Here is a 20,309-nt window from a genome sequence, read left to right on the forward strand (position 1 = left end):
AGCAGTACCCGTGAGGGTCGGTGTAGGGAACAACCCCGCGTGCGCGGGGACCACCCTTCGCCGCAGGCCCCAGCGCGGGAACCGTCGGGAACAACCCCGCGTGCGCGGGGACCACAGGAGAATCCTTGCGGCGAGGTTGATGGTCGGGGGAACAACCCCGCGTGCGCGGGGACCACCGATCATTTCCCGCGCCCCAGCGCGCCCGCAAGGGAACAACCCCGCGTGCGCGGGGACCACGCTGATGGTGCCGGGCTTGAGTCCGAGCGCCCGGGAACAACCCCGCGTGCGCGGGGACCACTTGAGCCTCTTGTAGCGCTTGTCCGAGCGCCCGGGAACAACCCCGCGTGCGCGGGGACCACAGGAGCTGACCTGGGGGTTCAGGCGGGCCGGAGCCTGTTTTACTTACTTTCCGAGATTCCGACATAGTTCCGGATGGTCGATCTTTCTGGGCAAAACGCCCGCCGTTCGGTGTCGTCATCATTGCGCCAGTCCCCTGCCCGGCTCGCCGGGACGGTGTTTCCCTTCATCTGCCGCCGAATTTCCGCCGTTTGGACGCTTTGCTCCAGCCCTGCCGTGGGAGGTCCGCCGACTGCCGCTGGCCACGCTGCGCCTTGGGGTTCGGTCGGTGGATCAGTGTCAGCCCTTCGTGGTCGGTGGGCTGCCACGCGTGGTCGTAAGTTTCGAATGTGTAGCCCTGCTCGTTGTTGGTCTGGTAGGCGAGCAGCGCGCGGCCCTGGCCCGCGTATTGGCGGACCTCATCCACAGGGCTTCGCGTACACGGGCGGAGGGAGCGCCGAGGAAGACCCCCGGAGAGATCTCCAGCAGCCAGCGGGTGAGGAAACCACGAAGGCCCGCAGGACAGTTGGTGAGCACGATGACGGTCACCAGATGATCTCGTCACCGTAGTTGCGGCCACCGTCGACGTGCAGGTCGGCGTCGGACTGGAGGGTGACGCGGTCCTGGGTGGTGTCGCCTGTGTCGCGGGTGCCGTCGTAGCCGAGCAGGTCCTTGATGTCCCGTACACACCGGTCAAGTAATTTCGCCTCGTTGATGCGGTCCCGGAGCATCCGGCGGGTCCGAGCCGCGACATCCTCCTCTCCCTCGGCCGCCGCTTCGAATGCCGCCGGGATGGCGACTTCGGTCTTGTACAGGTCAGCTACATCCATGACGAATGAACGCTCGTGGCCGGAGTGGACGAAGCCCAGGCCGGGAGAGCAGCCGAGTGCCGCGACGACGGCATGGGCGATTCCGTACATACATTGTGCCGCCGCGGTCACGCCCTGGTTCGGTGCGTCTCCGGCGGAGAAGTCGTCGCGGTGGTACTCACGGCGCCGCCACGGGACGCCGGTGCGGGCGGACTCACGCCGGTAGCACTCCTTCAGGCGCCGGCCTTCCATGCCGAGAAGGTCCTGCCGGGTACGGCCGGTGGGATCCTCGTCCGGGAAGCGCAGCCGGTACATGGCGCGTGCCACCTCCAGCCGGGTGCGGCGGTTCGCCCAAGCTGTTGCCTGTGCCTCTACCAGGCCCGAGGAACGGGTCAGGGCCCTTCCGCCCGCGTAGTACCGCACGCCGTGCTCACCGACCCATGCCACGCCCGCGCCGCAGTCACCGAGGACGGACATCGCCTGGTGGGTGATACGTGTCCCCGGGCCGAGGAGGAGCGTGCCGATGGTGGCGGACGGAATGTGCGTCACTCCCTCCGCGTCCTCCGCGGTGAGCGCGTTGGAATCCCGGTGGACTGTGCACCGCTCCAGATAGACGAAGGAGAGACGGTCACCGATTCGGGTGAGCTCGCGAGGAGAGGAGGCGCCCCGGCGGCTGACAGTTGTCATCCGTCACCGCACCGGGGCGAGGGTCATCAGGCCACAGCCGTACGCTTTCGCCTTGCCCAGTCCCGAGGTGAGCGTGCGGCGCAGCGCGTCGGGATCGGTGATCCGCAGCCGGCCCTCGTACGTGGCCGTCGTCAGGGAAACGTGATTCTGCTTGCCTGAGTCCTCCTCCTGCTTGGTGAAGAGGAGTCCTCGCTGCTTGTGGACGATCAACTCGTGCTCGTCCCCTTCTGGCAGCAGCCGGTGCTCGATCGTTTTCTCCACGACGTTGAAGCCGGCGCGGAGTTGCCGGTCAAGCAGCCAGCGGGTCTGATGGCGCGGGGTGAGATGCGCCGTACGCTTGGTCTGTTCGCCCGCCCGGAGACGGATGTTGTGCACGGGGTTCGCGGTGAGCCGGAACGCCCAGATGTCGCCTTCCGTCAATGTGGCGAGGAACCCGCCGTAGCCGTACGTGTCCCATCCTGCCGCCGGGCTCGTCGGCCAGCCGGCCTGCTCGACCAGGTGCGTGAGGTCGGGCCTGGCGGGGCTGACGATGTAGAGCAGGAGTTTCGCCTTGGTGTCACTGTCGAGGCGCCACAGCACGCGGGGGCCCGATCCGTCGCGTGGCGGTGGCTCGGCGAAGGACATCATGACGGCGGCATGCAGGCGCTGCGGAGAGCTCAGCAGGCGGCGCGCACCGGCGCGTGCGGTGTTGACGCGGAAACGGGTCAGGAACATCAGGCTCCCTCCAGCACGGCGGTCGGATCGTGGTCGAGCTGTCCCGGACCACGCGTCGGCAGGTCCACCGTGGTCGAACTGATGCCGCGCAGCCCGTAACGGCGGTGGCGCGGATCGAAACTGTGCGGCTGGTCGCGGAGAGTGAGATCGGGGTCCTGGCCGCTCGCGGTTTCGATGAGCAGATCGAGGGAGACGGTCGCGTGCCGGGCATAGCGCCGCTTGTGCCACGCGCTCGCCTGCCACTCCTCCTGGCGCAGCGCCTGGCCGAAACCGACATCGGTGCGGACCCGTAGATCGATCCGCCGCGCCGGAGGACAGGAGCGCCGCCCCAGATACGGCAAGTACACCGGCGTGAGCAGCGCGGCGTGCAGCGCGTCGATCAGGGAGCGCTCGCCCTCCACGGCAGCCACGAACACCGCGTCCGCCAGATAGAACCGGTCCGACAGCGGCATGGCCTTGTCCGTGTCACCGTGGTGCGCCGTCTGGAAGTCCCTGACCCGCGTGCCGCGTTGGTCGATACGTACGCCGAATCGCAGCGCGGCCAGGTCGGACAGATCGGCCTCGCGGGACCGGCCCTGAGCTGCGGCAAGAAGTCCGATGATCCCGCTCTTCGTCGGCGCCGATTCTGTGGTGCGACGGGCGAAACGAGCCGCGGACCCCCATGCCTGGAGCGGTCCCGCCAATCGCAGGAGCAGCACGCTCATGCACCCGACTCCAGCCGGTCCGCGACCACCGAACCCACAGCTTCCACCAGGCCGGTCAGATTCTTCTCCGTGCCCAGCGCGGCGAGCGGCCGCGTGTCGTCGCCGAAGCGAAGCACCCAGGTGCGGGAGCGGTCCTCGGCCCCATAAGCGCTCTCGATCTCCGGCACATAGCGGGCCAGCTTCTCGCACGCGGGCTGGAGGAAGCCACCGGTGTCACCCGTGGTGACGGGTTCCTCGAAGGCGCCGACAAAACTGATGGGGCGTTTGGTGCGGAGCTTTACGATGACCGCGTCGGGCAGTGTGTTGTGGCCGAAGGTGTTGATCTTTCCGGTGGGGAGGGAGGTGATGAAGCCTTCGAGAAATGCCTCGACGGCCCGCCGTGTCGGCTGTGCGGCCGATTCGTTCTCGCGGAGCCCTTCGCCGAGATTGCGCAGGAGATGGTCCACGTCCAGGGCGGCGTAGCGGTAGAGCGTCGCGGAGTTGAAGTCGACGACACCGATCATGCCGGCACCGGACTGTGACTCCGTGTTGCGGTCGTCGACCGCCGTGAAGTAGTCCGACTCATTGTCCACGGCGTGCACGCTGAGCGCATGGGCGACCTGCGTGGCGGCGTCGACATTGAGGTCGGTCGAGTCGGCGACCATGCGGCCGAACAGCGCGATGTCCACCGAGTGCCGGGTGTCGACGTACTGGCGAGCCAGTGCTTTGCCCTCCTTGCTCTTGAGGTAGTCCTTGAGCACCTTGAGATCGCCGGTGCCCTTCGCGCCCTCGACGGTCAGACGCGCGAGCCCCTCCAACTGGCGGGCGCTCAGGAACATCAGATACCCAGACTCCGGCGCGAGTCCGTCCTCGGCCGTCTCGCTGTCCTTCGACTTGCGCTTCGGGACCTCGATCTTTGAGCCGGTGGCTGTCCGCATGGTCTCGGCCGCCAGCGCCAGGGCCTCCGACTGCTTCAACGACTCGTCCAGTACGCCGATCCGTTCGGCCAGGGCCTCGGCGACCTTCTTGGTGCGGACACCCAGTTCGCTGGGGTCGAGCAGTGCGGGGAAGGCGTTTCGAGTGGCGCGTTTCCACGCCTGGCTGGAGACACGGGCCCGGCGCACTCCGCCGTAGACGGCGGTTTTCGGTGCTCCGGTGTCGTCCCGGTTGAGGTTGCTCGGAGGGACGGTCTGGAGGACGTGGACGTCAAGAATGGTGCGGGTCACGAAATATCCCTGTCAGTGGTGGTATCGGCGCCGACGAGGCGGCGCTCAGCGGTAGTGGCCCCGGAAGTCCGGCTGCCGGAGCGTCGATGACGTTGACGCAGTCGATGGTGTTGACGCATGAGGGATGTCTGTCGTCCTGATGAGGCGACAACGCGGCGAGCGTGCCTGCCAGGCGTCGCGGGCCAGGCGGGACTTTCGCAACAGTCCCTAGTCCGTAGCGGCTGGATCCGCCCGGCGCGCCAGGCCGATCTGGAAGCTCCGGCCCCACGCGCGCTGGATCTCTCCGCGCTCGGCACGCTTCTGCCACCGGTACAACTGGTCTGCGAGCAGTCCGTAGTCGAGAGGGACCGCGTCCGCACGCAGCAGCAGGACGAGCTCCCGCAGCCGCTGCGCGAGACTGTCCAGCGTCTGAGCCGTCCCGGCCCGGACAAAACGCTTACGGATGGGCTCATCGATTTCGCCCTCGGGCATCAGCCGACGTACGGCCGCGCCCAGCCCAGGCCCAGTGAGATGCATATTGGCCTCACGATGGCCCTGCTGGTGCAGCGCCCACAGTGTCACCGAGATATGCAGAGCCTCGTCGGCCCTGTCCACATCGAGGCCGGCCAGAGCCGCGTCGTCCAGTAGCTCCAGACCGGTCATGCCCCACAGGTCGGGAACCGCGCCGGCCGCTTTGCCCGCGCCCCTGCGGATGCGGGCCGACGCGGACACCGGGCCAGGAATGTCCTCGCGATAGCCGTACTGGAGGGAGCGGATACGCGCGGCCGCCGCGGTGCCCACCGCTCCCGGGCTCTTGCGGCGTGCACGTCCTGAGGATGGTGAGGGAGACGGGTCCGGCGCGGTGGTGGTCGTCGTGGTGGTCATGCGGGCGCCTCCGAGGGCTCGTCCGTGAGCGGGGTGACGGCGGCGGGCAGGGCCCTTCTCAGCAGGCCCTTGAACCAGACGTCGGCGAGAGTGTCGTTGAGCCAGCGCGGACCCGAGCGGGTGTCGATCATCCGGCCCTCCCAAGCCGCTGTCCCCGCCGCGTCCAGCAGGCCGGTGCCCAGCTCACGGATGAGCCGGTGTGCCGTCACCTGCCAATCGCGGCGGGCTCGATGCGGGTCGTCGCTCTCGCCCAGCCCGCGCAGCCACTGGCGGTACGGGCCGTCGAGCGCGGCGAATCCGAGGTCGCGGGCGGTCTCGGAAGGCGCACCCGGCTCGGCTCCGCGCGCCCTGGCGAGGTTGTCCGCGAGAGCCCCGAGCGCACCGACAGCGGCATCGGCGTCCTCGACGGCACCCACGGCGGACTGTCCGTAGCGGTGATCTCTCTCGTGCAGCAGGACGACGGCGAGGGTGACTCCGTCATCGACCATTTCGTCGAACACGGACTGCTGGGTGCCGTACACGGCACCGATCGTGCGCGCGCGGATCAGCGAACGGCGCGGCAAAGCACCCTCGTTGACAAGCCGGGACACCCAGTCCAGCACCGCCGGCCGCAGCCGAGGAGCTGCTTCCTGGCGCTGATCCTTTCCGTCCTGAGCCCGCCCGGCGAAGAGCAGGCTTTCCAAGCCCCGCCACGCGGCCCGGCGCGGATCGTGTTCCTGCGGCATGTAGACGAGCGGCTTGTGGTGCTTCTTCTCCTGTGCCGCGCTGCGCCGCCAGCCCGTCATGGGCTCTCTGTGCTGCATGTTGCGCGGGGCGAGCGGATCACCATAGGCGAGGACGACCCCGGTGACGGCGCCGCCTGCGACCGGATCCTCGTCGATGTGCAGGCGTACCCGCCGGGACTGCCATGTATAGAGATCGCGCGGGCCCGATGGCCGGAGCTCGCCATCGTCCATGTCCGGATCCGACTCCAGAGGAGCGGGTCCGCCCGGGTCCCGGCGCCAGGCCGGTCGGTCGTCCTTGTGCGTCCGAGGCGAGTCGTTGTCCGCCGCGATCAGGTTCAGCAACAGCGTCTCGCGCAGTGTCTTGCCTTCGGCGAAGACTCCGCCGAGGTTTCCCGCCCAGGCCACGCCCTGGGGATAGCCTTTGCCCGCCTTCACCCGAGGATCACCGACGGCTCCGGACTTGATGCCGGACGGGTCGAACGCGTGCGCGTGCACCAGCCAGCGGGCGGCTTCCGCGTAGGTGAGCCGGTCCGCGCCGGGCCGGCGCATCGAGAAGAACGGCTCGCCGTTCGGCACATCGGCGACGATCCGGTTCAAGGAGGTGACTTCGCCCTTTTCCGTGTGGAGCCCGGCCACTTGGAAGAACGGCGTGTCCGGATGCAGCAGATCGAAACGGTCCCGGTGGCGGTCCAGATACGCGGGCACCTCGCTGAAGGGCCGCGCCGCCGACCACAGCGCCTCCCAGGCGTCCACATCCTCCGGCCCCTCCAACGCGTCGTGCGCGACGGCCAACAGCACTCTCAGCAGGGCGAACTCCTGGGTGGGTACATCACCGACGAGACGTCTCACTTCTCCCGCCCGGACGAAGACATCACGCAGCGACAGCTCCGCGGTCGTCCCGTCGAGCCACTGGACCGGAAGCCAGGGCCGGGAAACCAGATCGAAAGAAGCCACGCGATCCACCACCCTCGTGTTCCGCGCGCCGACGGGCGTCACCATCAGTCCGTCGGCACGGTCGTACCGGAGTTCAAAGCCTGACAGGTGGGTCTGACAATGCTCGTCCAACACCATGATCAGCTCGCCGGCCAGCCAGGGACACTCCTTCACCTGCCAGGCGGGCACGACGAACCGCTCCAGCTCGGCGATGGTGCGATCCACCATCCATGGCTTGGAGAAGTGATACGGGAGCCTCAGCGCGCTCGCCGCCACCGCGCGGGCGGCGCGAGGGGAGGGCACGGCGTCCGTGGGCAGTTCCAGCCCGCCCCGACCCCTGTCCAGCCATGGCACCGTGATCAGCGTGCCGTCGCCGCGCCGCTGTACGACCAGGACTTCCAGGCTCTCTTCGCTGTCCCTGACCTGTGCCCGGCCCGCGGGTGTGTCGTCGGCGTCGCCGACACCGGCGTCGATCCAGCCGATCAACGGCCGCCCGGGGCGACCCACCTCACCGAGCCGGAACACCTCGGCACGCGACCGTTTGTCGGCGAGGCGGGCCCGGTGCTCACGCCGGGCCTCCGCCATGGGTTCCGTCCAGGTGTCCGGTCCTACCGGCTGGTCACCGTAAGCCTGCTGGACCAGCGGGCTGATGTCGGACGGAAGGCGGACCGGCAGCCCCTCCAGGTGCGGACGCAAGACGGCCAGGGCCCGGAGCAGCGTATGGCGGCCCTGGTACACACCAAGCGAACCGGCCACCGGCTCCGGCGGCTCCGCGCGCCAGTCGACGCCGGTCACCAGGCATCGCGCCGTGCGCAGCCGAGGCGGACGCGGCCGTGGATGGCGGTGCAATCTGCCCATCCGCTGAAGCATGAGGTCTACCGGTGCCAGGTCGGTCACCAGCAGGTCGAAGTCGATGTCAAGAGACTGCTCGACCACCTGGCTGGCCACGACGACATGACCCCCGGCGGGCCGCTGCCCGTCCCGGCCGAAACGAGCCAGCAGATCGGAGTCCTTCCGGGCCCGGTCCTCGGCCAGGAACCGGGAGTGCGCCACCGTGACCCGGTCCTCTCCCAGCCTCTCCCGCAGATACGCGGCGGCCTCCAGCACACGGTCCACGGTATTGCGGACCACCAACGCGCAACCGCCCTCAGTGAGTTCCTCCTCGACGCGGTCCACCAGCAGCGGCAGATCGTCGTCGAACGGTTCCAGTTGGATGTCCGTACGGCGATCGGCGGCGGCGGGCGGCCGGGCGGTCACGACTTCCGGCGCACCCGGAGCCGCCGCGGTCAGCAGGGGATAACTGTCGGAGGACGTGTCGACTTCGGCCACGTCCCCGGCATACGCCTTCACCAAGGCGCGACGCCGTCCGGCGGGAAGCGTCGCGGACAGCATCACCACGGGCACCCGGTAAGCGCTCAGCCAGTGCAGAACCCGTTCGAGGTAGGCGTTCATATACGCGTCGTACGCGTGTACTTCGTCAATGACGACGACCTTGCCCGCCAGAGCGAGGTGCCGCAGGGCGAGATGCCGGCTCTTCAGCCCGGCGAAAAGGACCTGGTCGATGGTCCCGACCGCGAACGACGCCAGCAGACCTTTCTTCCGCCCGCGCAGCCATTGGTGCGCGACGAGTCCGGCGGGACTCGACCGGGACGTCTGTCCCGGCTCCGGGAACTTCCCGGAGCCGTCCGAGTCGACGGCCGCGATCGTACGAGCCCCCGCCCGCAGCAGACCCGCGAATTCGTCGTTGAGTACGGCTTTGGCGTGCGCGAGGAAGACGGATCGCTGCTCCTCACCTGGCAGATGCTTCAGCCAGTTCAGCAACCGCGAGAACATGGCATCGCCGGTGGCCCTGGTCGGCAGCGCCACGAAGCAGCCACCCGCTCCAGTGCGAGCGGCGAAGATCTCCGCGACGGCGAGGGCGGCCTCCGTCTTGCCTTCGCCCATCGGTGCCTCGATCACCAACAAGCCCGGTTCCGGCATCGTGCGGGCCATCCGTACGGCCGCGTCCTGCACGGGTCTGACCGACGCACCCTCCGGCAGGTCGAATCGCGACGCGAACAGCTCCGCTGCCTCGCCCGACGGAACGTCCGGCGACCACGGCCCCGGCAGATCGAGGCCACGCCAGGCCGCCTCCAGCCTGTCCTCATCGCCGCCGGAGCCGCGGGGGGCGTAGTAGGGGAACAGCTCGGACGCACTGGCGACCCAGTCCGCGAGGATGACCAAACCGGTCAGCACCGCCTGCACGGGCTGGGCCAACTTGACGCCTTGCCAGTCGGCGAGCCGATCCCGCACGAGAGCGGTTTCCGCACAGGCGTCGAGCAGTTCGTACTGCACCGCACGCCAGAGCGGCTCACTGACCCCAGGGGTGCGCAGCAGCTCTTCGTGCAGATCGAGGTTGTGGACCTGGGCGTGGCTCGGCGGTACGCCATGATGCCCGCCGGTGACGACGGCGAACTGACCGGCGGCGCGGCCCGACCATCCGTGCCGCTCCGACAGCCACTCCTGAATAAGAAGTTGCCCGGCCAGCCCATGTGGCGCCAGTCGCCGGTCATCTCCGAACTGCTTCTGGTACGGCATCTCCAAACCGGCTTCGCGCATACGGTCGGCGAGGGCGTCGACTTGGCAGGAAAAGGCAGGCGAAGCCTTTCCCGCGTCGTGGCTCGCAGCCAGCCACACCGCGAGCCGGCGTGCGTCTTCCTCGCCCTCCGGCAGGGCCCCTGCCACCAGCCGCTTTACGTTGCCGGGAACCCACTCGTCCCACAACGTGCCTGCGACAGCGGCGCTGTCGGCCATATGCCGCCAGAGAGGCAGCCAGCCGTCGGTGTCCCTGTCGTGCTTTCCCCATACGAGCCGGGCCGCGTCGGACAGCTGTCCGAAGGGTCCCGGAGGTTTGGGACGTCCTTGCGTCATTGCGGAATTGAACATCGTGGGCTCACGCCGTGGGGTTGCTAGCCAAAGATCTGACAGCAATTGACAGAAGGTATGGGCAAGCGGACTGATCCTGAACGGAATTATCGTCAGTTGTCGTTATCAGAGTCAGCTCGGAGCGGGCTTGCCCGGTGAGCACGGGAGTACAAGGGACGAGGAGGCCGGCGGCCGACCGTCATGATCGCGACAGGCCACCAGCCGGCGGTGTTGGTCGCCAGGCGCAGGTGAAGGCGCCGAGAGCGAGGCTTCCGGCTCAGCTCGTGAGGCTGGGGGTCACGTGGTGGCCCGACTGGGCCACCACGACTCCCTGCTCTTCCATCTCGAAGTACCGGTGACAACGACGAGGATCACGATGACAATTGCGGCTGAGCGGAGGCCGGTGCACCGTGGGTCCTTCTTCGATTTTCGGGTGTTGGTCGAACCCCACAGTCGTGGGGAGCACTGTGATCCCCTGTGATCGTCTAAGGGGCAGCCCCGTGCACGCGGGGACCACACGCCCACGACGGCTCGGTGGCCCGCATCCAGCCGGGACCAACCCCGCGTGCGCGGGGAACACAGCGGACCAGGATCCCTCACCGGTCATGCTCCGGGACCAACCCCGCGTGCGCGGGGAACACCGACTACGTGCACGCGCCGCTGTTACCCGACGTGGGACCAACCCCGCGTGCGCGGGGACCACGACGGCCGGTACCACTCCGTCCCCCAGCTTGCGGGACCAACTCCGCGTGCGCGGGGACCACTCTGGTGTAGGAGATGCCGGCTTCGGTCGCGAGGGACCAACCCCGCGTGCGCGGGGACCACCGGCAGGGACGTGGCGAGCAGGACCAGGGCCCAGGGACCAACCCCGCGTGCGCGGGGACCACGCCGCGCGTGATTAGCCAGGCACGGCGGCGGCGGGACCAACCCCGCGTGCGCGGGGACCACCCGTTCGCGGTCGGCCTGGACCTCAACACCGCGGGACCAACCCCGCGTGCGCGGGGACCACCTCGCTGCCGGATGGCCCGACTACGCCGCCGCGGGACCAACCCCGCGTGCGCGGGGAACACTCTCGTGCTCGTCTGTCAGGAACCAGGTCATCGGGACCAACCCCGCGTGCGCGGGGACCACGACTGCTCCGCGTCGGTCATGAGCCGAATGCCGGGACCAACCCCGCGTGCGCGGGGACCACCGGACCGCCTCGGCGGCGAGCGCCAGGAGCCGGGGACCAACCCCGCGTGCGCGGGGACCACCGCTTCTCGCCGAACGTCGTGGCCTCGCCATCGGGACCAACCCCGCGTGCGCGGGGACCACAAAGTGCTGGCCTCGAACAAAACCCTCACCGAGGGACCAACCCCGCGTGCGCGGGGACCACAGCCTTTGCTACGGCCTCAGTCTGGTCACGCACGGGACCAACCCCGCGTGCGCGGGGACCACCCAACTGGGTATCCCTTGTCCTGGACTCTCCGGGGACCAACCCCGCGTGCGCGGGGACCACCATGTTGGAGATCGCCTCACAGGGCGGCACCAAGGGACCAACCCCGCGTGCGCGGGGACCACTACGTAAGGAGGTCCAGAGACCGTTGCTCAACGGGACCAACCCCGCGTGCGCGGGGACCACCCGGCCTCGATCTGCTGCTGCCAGTTGGAGATGGGACCAACCCCGCGTGCGCGGGGACCACCAGTGGCCCACGACGCCCACCCGTTCCGCCTGGGGACCAACCCCGCGTGCGCGGGGAACACAGGAGCTGAGCTGCAGCTTTACGTGGCCAAGCGCGCGGTTTTACTTACTTGCGGGAACTCCGACATAGAGGTGTTTCTGCTTTTTCTGGATGAATTCGCAGTGGCTTTCCTGTCAGTCATGGGCACCACCGTCTCTGTCGGCGCGTTCAGGAGATCCTTTGCACCTGCCAGCGTACTTGCGGAGATGCTCAGTCGCGTGCCCGGTGACCGATCGGTCAGGTCTTCGCCTTCCTCAGTTCTCGGAGCATCGACCGAGTCGACCCGCGCAAGGATGACTGGGCCCGGACGCGAAGCGCGGGCCGGTGAGCTGTCGGTTCCGGGTGTGGCGGCGGGACATGCGCTATCGGTGCGAGTGGACTGCCGGAGTTGGCGGTCGGACGTCGTGCCGCGCCCGTTGTTCGCCACCGTGGAGCGGACTTCAGCCTCGTGGTGAGGCGATCGAATCCGGGCGCCTCCGGCGCGTACGGCGCGTCAGATGCGCTGGTCGCCGATGACCGAGAGGAGTTGGAGCTTGCCGTAGCTCTCGGTGCCCGGTACGGCGGTGAAGACCAGCAGCGCCTGGGACTGGTCCGGGTCGACCAGGGTCTGGCAGTGCAGTTCGAGCAGCCCGAGCTGCGGATGCTGGATGCGCTTCGGCGCGCAGTACGGGCCCAGGACGGGATGCTCCCGCCAGAGCGCGGCGAACTCCGGGCTGGCAGCCAGCAGCGCGTCGACGATCGTCGCGGCGCGCGAGCCCCGGCCGTCCCTGGTGTACGCGCCATGCAGGTTCGCCGCGAAGAGACGGCTGTGCGTGGGATGGTCTTCCTCGGGATAGATCAGCCGCGACGCCGGGTCGGTGAACCACCGGTAGTGCATGCTGCGCGCCAGCCCCGTGTGCTCGCTGTCGTCGCCCATCAGCGCGACCGCGGGACGGGTCTGCTTCAGCGTCTCGCCGACGAGGTTCACCACCTGAGCGGGCGTGTCCTCCAACCGGTCGAGGATGCGCATGATGCCCGGGTTGATATGGTCCGCGCGCATGATCCGCTGCGGTGTGGCGTAACCGGCGAGGCGGAAGAGGTGGTCACGCTCTTCGAGCGAGAGATGCAGGCCGCCGGCGATCGCGGCGAGTATCTGCTCGGACGGATGCGGCCCGCGCTGCTGTTCGAGCCGGCTGTAGTAGTCGGCCGACATGTCGCACAGCATGGCGACCTCCTCGCGGCGCAGCCCGCCGGTACGACGTCGCCGGCCGCGCGGCAGCCCCACGTCCTCCGGTTGCAGCGCCTCGCGTCGCGTCCGCAGGAAAACAGCGAGTTGAGCTCTGTCCATGATTCCAGTGTCTCGTCTCCCGATGCCGGACCGATCGGGCGGGAACGCTCATCGGGCGGGAACGCTCATCGGGCGGGAACGCTCAGCGGACGGTGACGCTCATCGGACGGTGACGCTCATCGGACGGTGACGCCCGTCGGACGGTGACGCTCAGACGGTGGCGAACCGGACCTCGGCCAGCCGCTCCGAGACGTCCCAGAGCCGGGCCGCGGCGGCCTCGTCACGAGCCGACTTGTAGACGGCCAGCTCGGTCGGGCCGCCGGTGAACTGGCCGAGGCCGTCGGGGCCGTAGAAGCCGCCGCCGTGCGCCTCCGGGCTGGTGGCCGCGTACAGGGCGGGGAGCAGTCCGGCGTCCACGGAGTGCACGAACACACCCCAGCCGGCCAGCCGCGTCATGATCGCCTCATACGGTGAGGGCCGCGAGCGGCCCATGTTCGGGCCGGACGCGTAGAGGTTCGTCAGGGTCGTGCCGGGGTGTGCGACATTGCTCACAATGCCCCAGCCGCCCGCCTTGCTGCGCCGGTCCAGTTCGAGGCCGAAATGCAGATTGGCCAGCTTCGACAGGTTGTATGAGCGGATCGGCGAGTACTTCCGCTCGCTCTGCAGGTCGTCCCAGTCGATCTTGCCGGAGCGCGCGGCGCTGCTCGACATGGTGGTGACCCGCGCCCGGCCGGCGCGCAGCAGCGGCAGGAGCCGGGCGGTGAGAGCGACATGGCCCACGTAGTTCGTGCCGAACTGCAACTCCAGGCCGTCGGCCGTGGTGTGCCGGGTGGCCGGCGCCATCACGCCCGCGTTGTTGACGAGGATGTGGATCGGCCGGCCCTCACGGTTCAGGGTGTCGGCGAGCGCGGCCACCGAGTCCAGCGAGGCCAGGTCGAGCACGCGGGTGGAGACCGCGGCTCCTGGCACGGCCGCGCGGATCTTCTCGATCGCGGCCGCGCCCTTGGTGGCGTTGCGGACCGGCAGGATCACCTCGGCGCCCGCTCGGGCCAGCCTCTCGGCCAGGCCGAGGCCGATGCCGTCGCTCGCACCGGTCACCACGGCGAGCTTCCCGGTCAGGTTGGGTACGGACACATCCTTCACGGCGAACTCCCTGGTCAGCGGTGTTTCTCTGGGCTGAACCAAGAGTCGCACCGCGTGCGGGAGGGATCCATGCCATGCGTATCCATGGATTGGCATTCCATGGATAAACGCGACTGAATGCTTCCAAGTGCGGCCAAATGCTCCTGAACCACCTGGCCCGGCCCCGACAACTCGGGCCCCGACTACCCGGCCCCCAGCACCGCCGCGACCACCGGGCCCGCCGCGTCGCCGCCGTGGCCGCCGGACTGGACGACCGCCGCCGCGGCGAGATCGTCCTGGAAGCCGGTGAACCAGCTATTGGACGTCGCCTGGCCGTCGACCTCCGCCGAGCCGGTCTTCGCGCCCTTGTCGCCGCCGAGCCCGGACATCGCGTTCGCGCCCGTGCCGCTTGTCGCCGTGAGCCGCATCATGTCGCGAAGCTGCTGCGCCACGGAGTACGGCAGCGAGCGCGTGGCGGTGGCCCGTTCCCGGTCGTCCAGCGAGAGCGGCACGATGATCGGCTGCTTGAACGTGCCCTGCTTGGCGGTGGCGGTGATGGACGCCATGTTGAGGACGTTCATCTGTACCGTGCCCTGCCCGATGTACTGCGCCGCCGCCTCGCCGCCGGTCGCGGACGGGACGGTGCCGTCGAAGGACGTGATGCCGGTCTGCCAGTTGTCGAGGCCGATGCCGAAGACCTGCTCGGCCTCCTCCTTCAGCGCGGAGTCGTCCTTCGTGTCGTCGATCAGCTTGATGAAGGCGGTGTTGCAGGAGCGGGCGAAGCTCTGCGCGAAGGTGCCGCTCGGGATCGAGAATCCGTCCAGGTTCTGGAACGTACGGCCCTGGTACATCACATTCGGCGGGCACTCCGCCGGCCGGTTCGCGGCGGCCAGGCCCTTCTCCATCAGCATCGCCGCCGTCACGATCTTCATCGTGGAGCCCGGTGCCTGCTTGCCGAGCATCGCCGCGTTGAAGCCGTCCGCGCGGTTGTTGGCGACGGCGAGTATCTCGCCCGTACTCGGCTTGACCGCGGCGACCGACGCCTCGCTGAACTTCTTCACCGCCCGCTCGGCGGCCGCCTGTACGTTCGCGTCCAGCGTGGTCCGCAGCTTGCCCGTCCTGCCCTTGGCGAGCGTGAGCAGTGTCTGGTCCGGCACGGTCTCGTCGTTGCTCTTCAGCATGAGCTCGATGCCGGGCGAGCCGCCCGCGTCGGCGCCGTAACGTTCCCGCAGTTGATCCAGGACGGGCCCCAGCGACGGGTATTTCTCCTTCGTCAGCTTCGTGCCGTTGCGGTCGACGGCCTCGATCGGCGGAGCGTCGGCCTCGCTCGTGACGAGGTGGTTCTCCGCCGTGAGCTTCGGATGGATCACGGAAGGTGCCCAGTCGACCAGCGGCCGCCCGGTGGTGAGCCCGCGTACGACGGTCAGCTCGGAGCTGTACGACCAGGGCTTGCGCGCCCCGTCCAGCTCTACCGTGGCCTTGACGGTGAACGGCACCTTCGGGCCGACCGCCTTGCCCGGTGTGATCACCGCTTCGACGACCCGGGCCTGGTCATGGAAGCCGTCGATGACGGGCTCCGCGGCGGCCGCGTCATTGGTGAGCTGGGCGACACCGGCCGCGTCGCCTCCGCCGGCCCACCCGGTCAGGAAGTCCTTCGCGGCCTTGTCGATCTCCTCGGCGCTCAGCGGCCCGGTCTTGACCTCCTGCGACGCGGAGGTGGTCGTGGCGCCTCCGCTGTCGCCGGTGAGGCCGTCGTAGATGTTGTAGGCGCCGTACCCCACCCCGCCGGCGAACACCACGAACACTCCGCCGATCACGGCGAACTTCACTCCGCTGCGCATGTGTGCGGTCCCCCTCCCCAGGAGCTTCCTTTGAACGTGTTCAAGGAAGTAGTCGGGAGCACTCTACGGGACGGGTGTGTCACACGGGGCGAGCGTTATCGGACTGCGACGCGTACCGGTGGTACCGCGAGCGCGCACGCCACCGGTACTCCGGGCGTCGCACGCGGCCGGTACCGCGTCCCGCTCGGCGGTGTCCCACGCGGCCGTCGCCGCCGGTGTCACACCCAGGTGTCGAACCACATCCTGTTCCGCCAGGAGTCGACCGGGATCGCCTGGCCCGTGTACAGCGGGAAGAAGTAGATGAAGTTCCAGATGATCAGCAGGACCAGCACACCCGCGCCGACCGCGCCGAGCGTGCGGCGTCTCTCGTCGGAACCGGCCGGGCCCACGATCGCGCCGACCAGCATCGCGACCGCGAGACAGAGGAACGGCACGAACACGACCGCGTAGAACAGGAAGATCGTCCGCTCCTGGTACATGAACCACGGCGCCCAGCCGGCCGCCACGCCGCAGGCGATCGCGCCCGCGCGCCAGTCGCGGCGGAAGAACCAGCGCCACAGGACGAAGCAGAGCGCGAAGCCCGCCGCCCACCACAGCAGCGGGGTCCCGATCGCCAGGACCTCGCGAGCGCATTTGCCGACGGTCGACGCCGGACAGCCGTCCTTGCCGGCCGCCGGGTCCTCGTAGAAGTACGAGACCGGGCGGCCCAGGACGATCCAGCTCCAGGGGTTCGACTGATAGGTGTGACCCGAGGTGAGGTTCACATGGAAGCTGTAGACCTCGTTCTCGTAGTGCCACAGACTGCGCAGCCAGTCCGGCAGCCAGCCGGGGCCGCCCGAACCCGCCGGGGTCTCGGCCCAGTTCCTGAAATAGCCCTTGTCGGTGACGATCCAGCCGGTCCAGGACGCGATGTACGTGATGATCGCGACCGGCACCGTCGAGAAGAAGGCGGGCACGATGTCCCGCCGGAGGACGGCCGACCAGGGCCGCACCGCGCCGGCCGTCCGCCGCGCTCCCACGTCCCACACCACGGTCATCAGCGCGAAGGCCGCCAGGATGTAGAGCCCGTTCCACTTCGTCGCGAAGGCCAGGCCGAGCATCAGCCCGGCCGCGAGCCGCCAGGGCCGCACGCCGAGCCGCAGGGTCTCGGCGATCGAGGCGTCCGGGCGCAGCACACCGTCCTCGTCCTCCGGCAGTGCTCCGGCGAGCCGCCGCCGCGACCAGTCGCGGTCGATCAGCAGACAGCCGAAGGCGGCCAGCACGAAGAACATCAGCACGAGGTCGAGGAGCGCGGTACGGCTCATCACGAAGTGCAGGCCGTCGACGGCGAGCAGCGCGCCCGCCAGGCAGCCCAGGAACGTCGAACGGAACAGCCGGCGTCCGATCCGGCACAGCATCAGCACCGACAGCGTGCCGAGCACCGCCACCATGAACCGCCAGCCGAAGGGCGTGAACCCGAAGAGCTGCTCACCGATGCCGATGACCCATTTGCCGACCGGCGGATGGACCACATAGCCGGGATCGGTCGGCACGGGGACGGACGACGGATCGGCCAGGATCTGTTTGTCGATGTCCTTGGGCCAGCTTCCCTCGTACCCCTGGTTGATCAGCGCCCAGGCGTCCTTGGCGTAATACGTCTCGTCGAATATCACCGCCTTGGGGCTGCCCAGGTGCCAGAACCGCAGCACACCGGCGACCAGCGCGACGAGCAGCGGACCGCCCCACGCCGACCAGCGGACCAACCGGTCCGCCAGGAGCGGTGGCACTCCGAGCACGGCCCAGAGCCGCTCCGAGGGCTGGTTGTACGGCGGTACCAGCCGCTCGCGCAGCCCTGTCACCTCCCGGGGCACATGGCCGAATCGGCGCAGCCGCTGAGGCCATGCGGGCGGCTTGTCGCCGGCGTCGTGCCCGTGAAGGGCTTCTGGCGCAGTACTGGTCACCGCGCCATCGTAGGGAACACTGCTGTGCGAGGGGCGCGTCGCGCCCTGCGAGGATGGCGGATGTGAACGGAACGCTGGTACTCGCAGGGACGCCCATCGGCGATGTCACGGACGCGCCGGCCCGGCTCGCCGCCGAACTGGAGACCGCGGACGTGGTCGCCGCGGAGGACACCCGGCGGCTGCGCCGGCTCACTCAGGCGCTCGGAGTGCAGACCCGCGGCCGGGTCGTGTCGTACTTCGAGGGCAATGAATCGGCCAGAACGCCGGAGCTGGTCGAGGCGCTGCTGGGCGGGGCGCGGGTGCTGCTGGTCACGGACGCCGGGATGCCGTCCGTCTCCGATCCCGGATACCGCCTGGTGGCGGCGGCCGTGGAGCGGGACATCAGGGTCACGGCCGTGCCGGGTCCTTCGGCGGTGCTGACGGCGCTGGCGCTCTCCGGCTTGCCGGTGGACCGCTTCTGCTTCGAGGGTTTTCTGCCGCGCAAGGCGGGTGAGCGGCTCGGCCGACTGCGTGAGGCCGCCGGTGAGCGGCGCACCCTTGTCTACTTCGAGGCGCCGCACCGGCTCGACGACACGCTCGCGGCGATGGCCGAGGTCTTCGGCTCGGAGCGCCGGGCCGCCGTCTGCCGCGAGCTGACCAAGACGTACGAGGAAGTGCGGCGCGGCGGTCTCGGGGAGCTGGCGGCCTGGGCCGCCGAGGGCGTACGCGGCGAGATCACCGTGGTCGTCGAAGGCGCGCCGGAATCCGGGCCGGGCGAGCTGGACCCCGCCGAACTGGTGCGGAGGGTGCTGGTGAGGGAGGAGGCGGGAGAGCGGCGCAAAGAGGCGATCGCCGCGGTCGCCGCCGACGCCGGAGTGCCCAAGCGCGAAGTGTTCGATGCCGTTGTGGCGGCGAAGAACGCGGCGCACAGCGCCCCGTCGAACGGCAAAGGACTATCGTGAAAAGCAAAGCGCAGACCGCGTGCCGGGCCTTTTGGGCATGAGAAGGCCAAGAGCATTCCATTAATCGACAGGCGCTGATGCGCTCCCGCCGTCAAAGGCGTCCACTGGGTCGAGTGGAGAGGAGCTGGCATGAGTGAGATCATGGGCACCGCCGTAGCCCACGAGGCATATGCCTTTTGCTGTATGCACTGCGGGCACGGCTGGGAGCAGGCATACGACATAGAGCATCACGTCGACGGCTCGGGCCAGAATTTTGTCGTTTACAAGTCGGACGGCGTGAGGGTTCCCTCGCCGCTGTCGAGCCCGTCCTGCCTGAATTGTGGCGGGCACATCGTGCGCATCATGCGTTCGGGACAGGTGTCGTCCGTACGGGCGGCGCTGATGATGGAGCAGTACCGGCCCGCCAAGGGCAGGCGGGCGCAGGACACAGGGGCGGGGAAGACGGAGCCGGCGGAGGCGCCGGCGCGGCCGGCGGACGGGACAGCCGCCGGACCGGGGGAGGGCATATCCGCCGGCGCGAGCGCGGCCGGGCCCGTCCACCACTGGCATCTCTCCGATCTCCTGCACCCCTTCCACCACCGCAAGTGATCCGGTGGCATCACCGCACGTAAGCTCATGGGCGCGATCCTCGTAGGATCGCGCCCATGAGTTCGAAGCAAGCCGCACCGCCACTGCCCGAGCCCCTCAGAGTGCCGGTCGCGGACTCGCACACACATCTGGACATGCAGGACGGCACGGTCGCTGACGGCCTGGCCAGGGCCGCTTCGGTCGGTGTGACCACCGTGGTCCAGGTGGGATGTGATCTGGCTGGTTCCCGCTGGGCCGCCGAGACCGCCGCGGCGTACGAGAACGTCCACGCGGCGGTCGCGCTGCATCCCAACGAAGCGCCCCGCATCGTGCACGGCGACCCCGACGGCTGGTCCCGGCAGGGTGACCGCGAGGGCGGCGGCGACAAGGCGCTGGACGACGCGCTGGCCGAGATCGACCGGCTGGCCTCACTGCCGCAGGTGCGGGCCGTCGGCGAGACGGGGCTGGACTACTTCCGCACGGGACCCGAGGGCGTGGCCGCCCAGGAACGGTCCTTCCGCGCCCATGTCGAGATCGCCAAACGGCACGGCAAGGCGCTGGTCATCCACGATCGCGAGGCGCACGCCGATGTGCTGCGTATCCTCGCCGAGGAAGGCGCTCCGGAGCGCACCGTCTTCCATTGTTATTCCGGTGACGCGGAAATGGCCGAGGTGTGTGCGGCGGCCGGTTACTACATGTCCTTTGCGGGCAATGTGACTTTCAAAAACGCTCAGCCGTTGCGCGACGCGCTCAAAGTAGCGCCGATGGAGCTTGTTCTCGTTGAGACGGATGCGCCTTTTCTCACTCCGGCGCCTTATCGTGGCCGGCCCAATGCGCCGTATCTCATTCCCGTCACGCTGCGCGCCATGGCGGAAGTGCGCGGGATCGGTGAAGACGCCATGGCGGAGGCCATCGCGGCCAATACGGCCCGGGCATTCGGTTACTGACGTACCGTCCTCCGGAAGTCCGGCGCGCGCGGCGGCGGAGGAGCATTGCCGCCACACTGGGTAATCGAACGGATGTGGAGAG

At 69.0% G+C, this 20,309-nt stretch carries 13 protein-coding genes, 1 pseudogene and 2 CRISPR repeat arrays (1 of these 16 running past the window's edge); of the genes and pseudogenes, 3 read left to right on the forward strand and 11 right to left on the reverse strand.

The window, feature by feature from the left end:
* A CRISPR array of direct repeats spans nt 1-359; the repeat unit is 29 nt; unit sequence GGGAACAACCCCGCGTGCGCGGGGACCAC; it begins 1,378 nt to the left of the window's first position.
* 164 nt (nt 360-523) lie between these two features.
* The 11 genes and pseudogenes from cas2e to PV679_RS11990 form a co-directional block, all read right to left on the reverse strand.
* A pseudogene (gene cas2e, locus PV679_RS11940) lies at nt 524-885 on the reverse strand (type I-E CRISPR-associated endoribonuclease Cas2e).
* Entirely contained in the window at nt 882-1,832 is a 951-nt protein-coding gene (gene cas1e, locus PV679_RS11945; RefSeq protein ID WP_319680115.1) for a type I-E CRISPR-associated endonuclease Cas1e, read from the reverse strand. The pseudogene cas2e and the gene cas1e overlap by 4 nt, the downstream one beginning before the upstream one ends.
* Before the next feature lie 3 nt (nt 1,833-1,835).
* The gene (cas6e, locus tag PV679_RS11950; protein WP_319680116.1) at nt 1,836-2,546 is read right to left on the reverse strand and encodes a type I-E CRISPR-associated protein Cas6/Cse3/CasE; all 711 of its coding nucleotides are present in this window, start codon (nt 2,544-2,546) and stop codon (nt 1,836-1,838) included.
* Complete coding sequence (cas5e, locus tag PV679_RS11955) at nt 2,546-3,250, reverse strand: type I-E CRISPR-associated protein Cas5/CasD (protein ID WP_319680117.1); 705 nt, start codon at nt 3,248-3,250, stop codon at nt 2,546-2,548. The genes cas6e and cas5e overlap by 1 nt, the downstream gene beginning before the upstream one ends.
* The gene (gene cas7e / locus PV679_RS11960) at nt 3,247-4,455 is read right to left on the reverse strand and encodes a type I-E CRISPR-associated protein Cas7/Cse4/CasC (RefSeq protein ID WP_319680118.1); all 1,209 of its coding nucleotides are present in this window, start codon (nt 4,453-4,455) and stop codon (nt 3,247-3,249) included. Before cas7e ends, cas5e begins: the two co-directional genes overlap by 4 nt.
* A gap of 207 nt (nt 4,456-4,662) precedes the next feature.
* Nucleotides 4,663-5,319, reverse strand: a complete 657-nt coding sequence (gene casB / locus PV679_RS11965; protein WP_319680119.1) for a type I-E CRISPR-associated protein Cse2/CasB — start codon at nt 5,317-5,319, stop codon at nt 4,663-4,665.
* Nucleotides 5,316-9,887: a type I-E CRISPR-associated protein Cse1/CasA gene (gene casA, locus PV679_RS11970; RefSeq protein ID WP_319680120.1), complete on the reverse strand. Its 4,572-nt coding sequence runs from the start codon at nt 9,885-9,887 to the stop codon at nt 5,316-5,318. Before casA ends, casB begins: the two co-directional genes overlap by 4 nt.
* A 545-nt stretch (nt 9,888-10,432) precedes the next feature.
* Nucleotides 10,433-11,624: direct repeats of the CRISPR family, unit length 29 nt; unit sequence GGGACCAACCCCGCGTGCGCGGGGACCAC.
* 471 nt (nt 11,625-12,095) lie between these two features.
* On the reverse strand, nt 12,096-12,929 hold the full coding sequence (locus tag PV679_RS11975; protein ID WP_319680121.1) for a helix-turn-helix transcriptional regulator: 834 nt from the start codon (nt 12,927-12,929) through the stop codon (nt 12,096-12,098).
* Nucleotides 12,930-13,079: 150 nt separating this feature from the next.
* Nucleotides 13,080-14,054, reverse strand: a complete 975-nt coding sequence (locus PV679_RS11980; protein ID WP_319680122.1) for an SDR family oxidoreductase — start codon at nt 14,052-14,054, stop codon at nt 13,080-13,082.
* A gap of 140 nt (nt 14,055-14,194) precedes the next feature.
* Entirely contained in the window at nt 14,195-15,832 is a 1,638-nt protein-coding gene (locus PV679_RS11985) for a penicillin-binding transpeptidase domain-containing protein (protein ID WP_319680123.1), read from the reverse strand.
* A 218-nt stretch (nt 15,833-16,050) separates the two neighbouring features.
* Entirely contained in the window at nt 16,051-17,772 is a 1,722-nt protein-coding gene (locus PV679_RS11990) for a dolichyl-phosphate-mannose--protein mannosyltransferase (protein WP_319680124.1), read from the reverse strand.
* A 62-nt stretch (nt 17,773-17,834) separates the two neighbouring features.
* Here PV679_RS11990 and rsmI point away from each other — a divergent pair, with 62 nt between their 5' ends.
* From rsmI to PV679_RS12005, 3 genes are all read left to right on the forward strand, one after another.
* Nucleotides 17,835-18,713, forward strand: coding sequence for a 16S rRNA (cytidine(1402)-2'-O)-methyltransferase (rsmI, locus tag PV679_RS11995; RefSeq protein WP_319680125.1), 879 nt, complete (start codon nt 17,835-17,837; stop codon nt 18,711-18,713).
* A 129-nt stretch (nt 18,714-18,842) separates the two neighbouring features.
* Nucleotides 18,843-19,301 carry a hypothetical protein gene (locus tag PV679_RS12000; protein ID WP_319680126.1) on the forward strand — a complete coding sequence of 153 codons (459 nt, stop codon included), beginning with the start codon at nt 18,843-18,845 and terminating at the stop codon, nt 19,299-19,301.
* A gap of 56 nt (nt 19,302-19,357) precedes the next feature.
* Nucleotides 19,358-20,227 carry a TatD family hydrolase gene (locus tag PV679_RS12005; RefSeq protein WP_319680127.1) on the forward strand — a complete coding sequence of 290 codons (870 nt, stop codon included), beginning with the start codon at nt 19,358-19,360 and terminating at the stop codon, nt 20,225-20,227.
* The last annotated feature ends 82 nt before the right edge of the window (nt 20,228-20,309 follow it).

This window comes from Streptomyces sp. AK02-01A (genome assembly GCF_033795305.1).
GTDB lineage: Bacteria > Actinomycetota > Actinomycetes > Streptomycetales > Streptomycetaceae > Streptomyces.

What these genes read in the sequence shown, in the direction of transcription:
- cas1e (WP_319680115.1), bottom strand. Translation starts at nt 1,832, where the DNA reads ATGACAACTGTCAGCCGCCGGGGCGCCTCCTCTCCTCGCGAGCTCACC.
- cas6e (WP_319680116.1), bottom strand. Translation starts at nt 2,546, where the DNA reads ATGTTCCTGACCCGTTTCCGCGTCAACACCGCACGCGCCGGTGCGCGC.
- cas5e (WP_319680117.1), bottom strand. Translation starts at nt 3,250, where the DNA reads ATGAGCGTGCTGCTCCTGCGATTGGCGGGACCGCTCCAGGCATGGGGG.
- casB (WP_319680119.1), bottom strand. Translation starts at nt 5,319, where the DNA reads ATGACCACCACGACGACCACCACCGCGCCGGACCCGTCTCCCTCACCA.
- casA (WP_319680120.1), bottom strand. Translation starts at nt 9,887, where the DNA reads ATGACGCAAGGACGTCCCAAACCTCCGGGACCCTTCGGACAGCTGTCC.
- PV679_RS11975 (WP_319680121.1), bottom strand. Translation starts at nt 12,929, where the DNA reads ATGGACAGAGCTCAACTCGCTGTTTTCCTGCGGACGCGACGCGAGGCG.
- PV679_RS11985 (WP_319680123.1), bottom strand. Translation starts at nt 15,832, where the DNA reads ATGCGCAGCGGAGTGAAGTTCGCCGTGATCGGCGGAGTGTTCGTGGTG.
- PV679_RS12000 (WP_319680126.1), top strand. Translation starts at nt 18,843, where the DNA reads ATGAGTGAGATCATGGGCACCGCCGTAGCCCACGAGGCATATGCCTTT.
- PV679_RS12005 (WP_319680127.1), top strand. Translation starts at nt 19,358, where the DNA reads ATGAGTTCGAAGCAAGCCGCACCGCCACTGCCCGAGCCCCTCAGAGTG.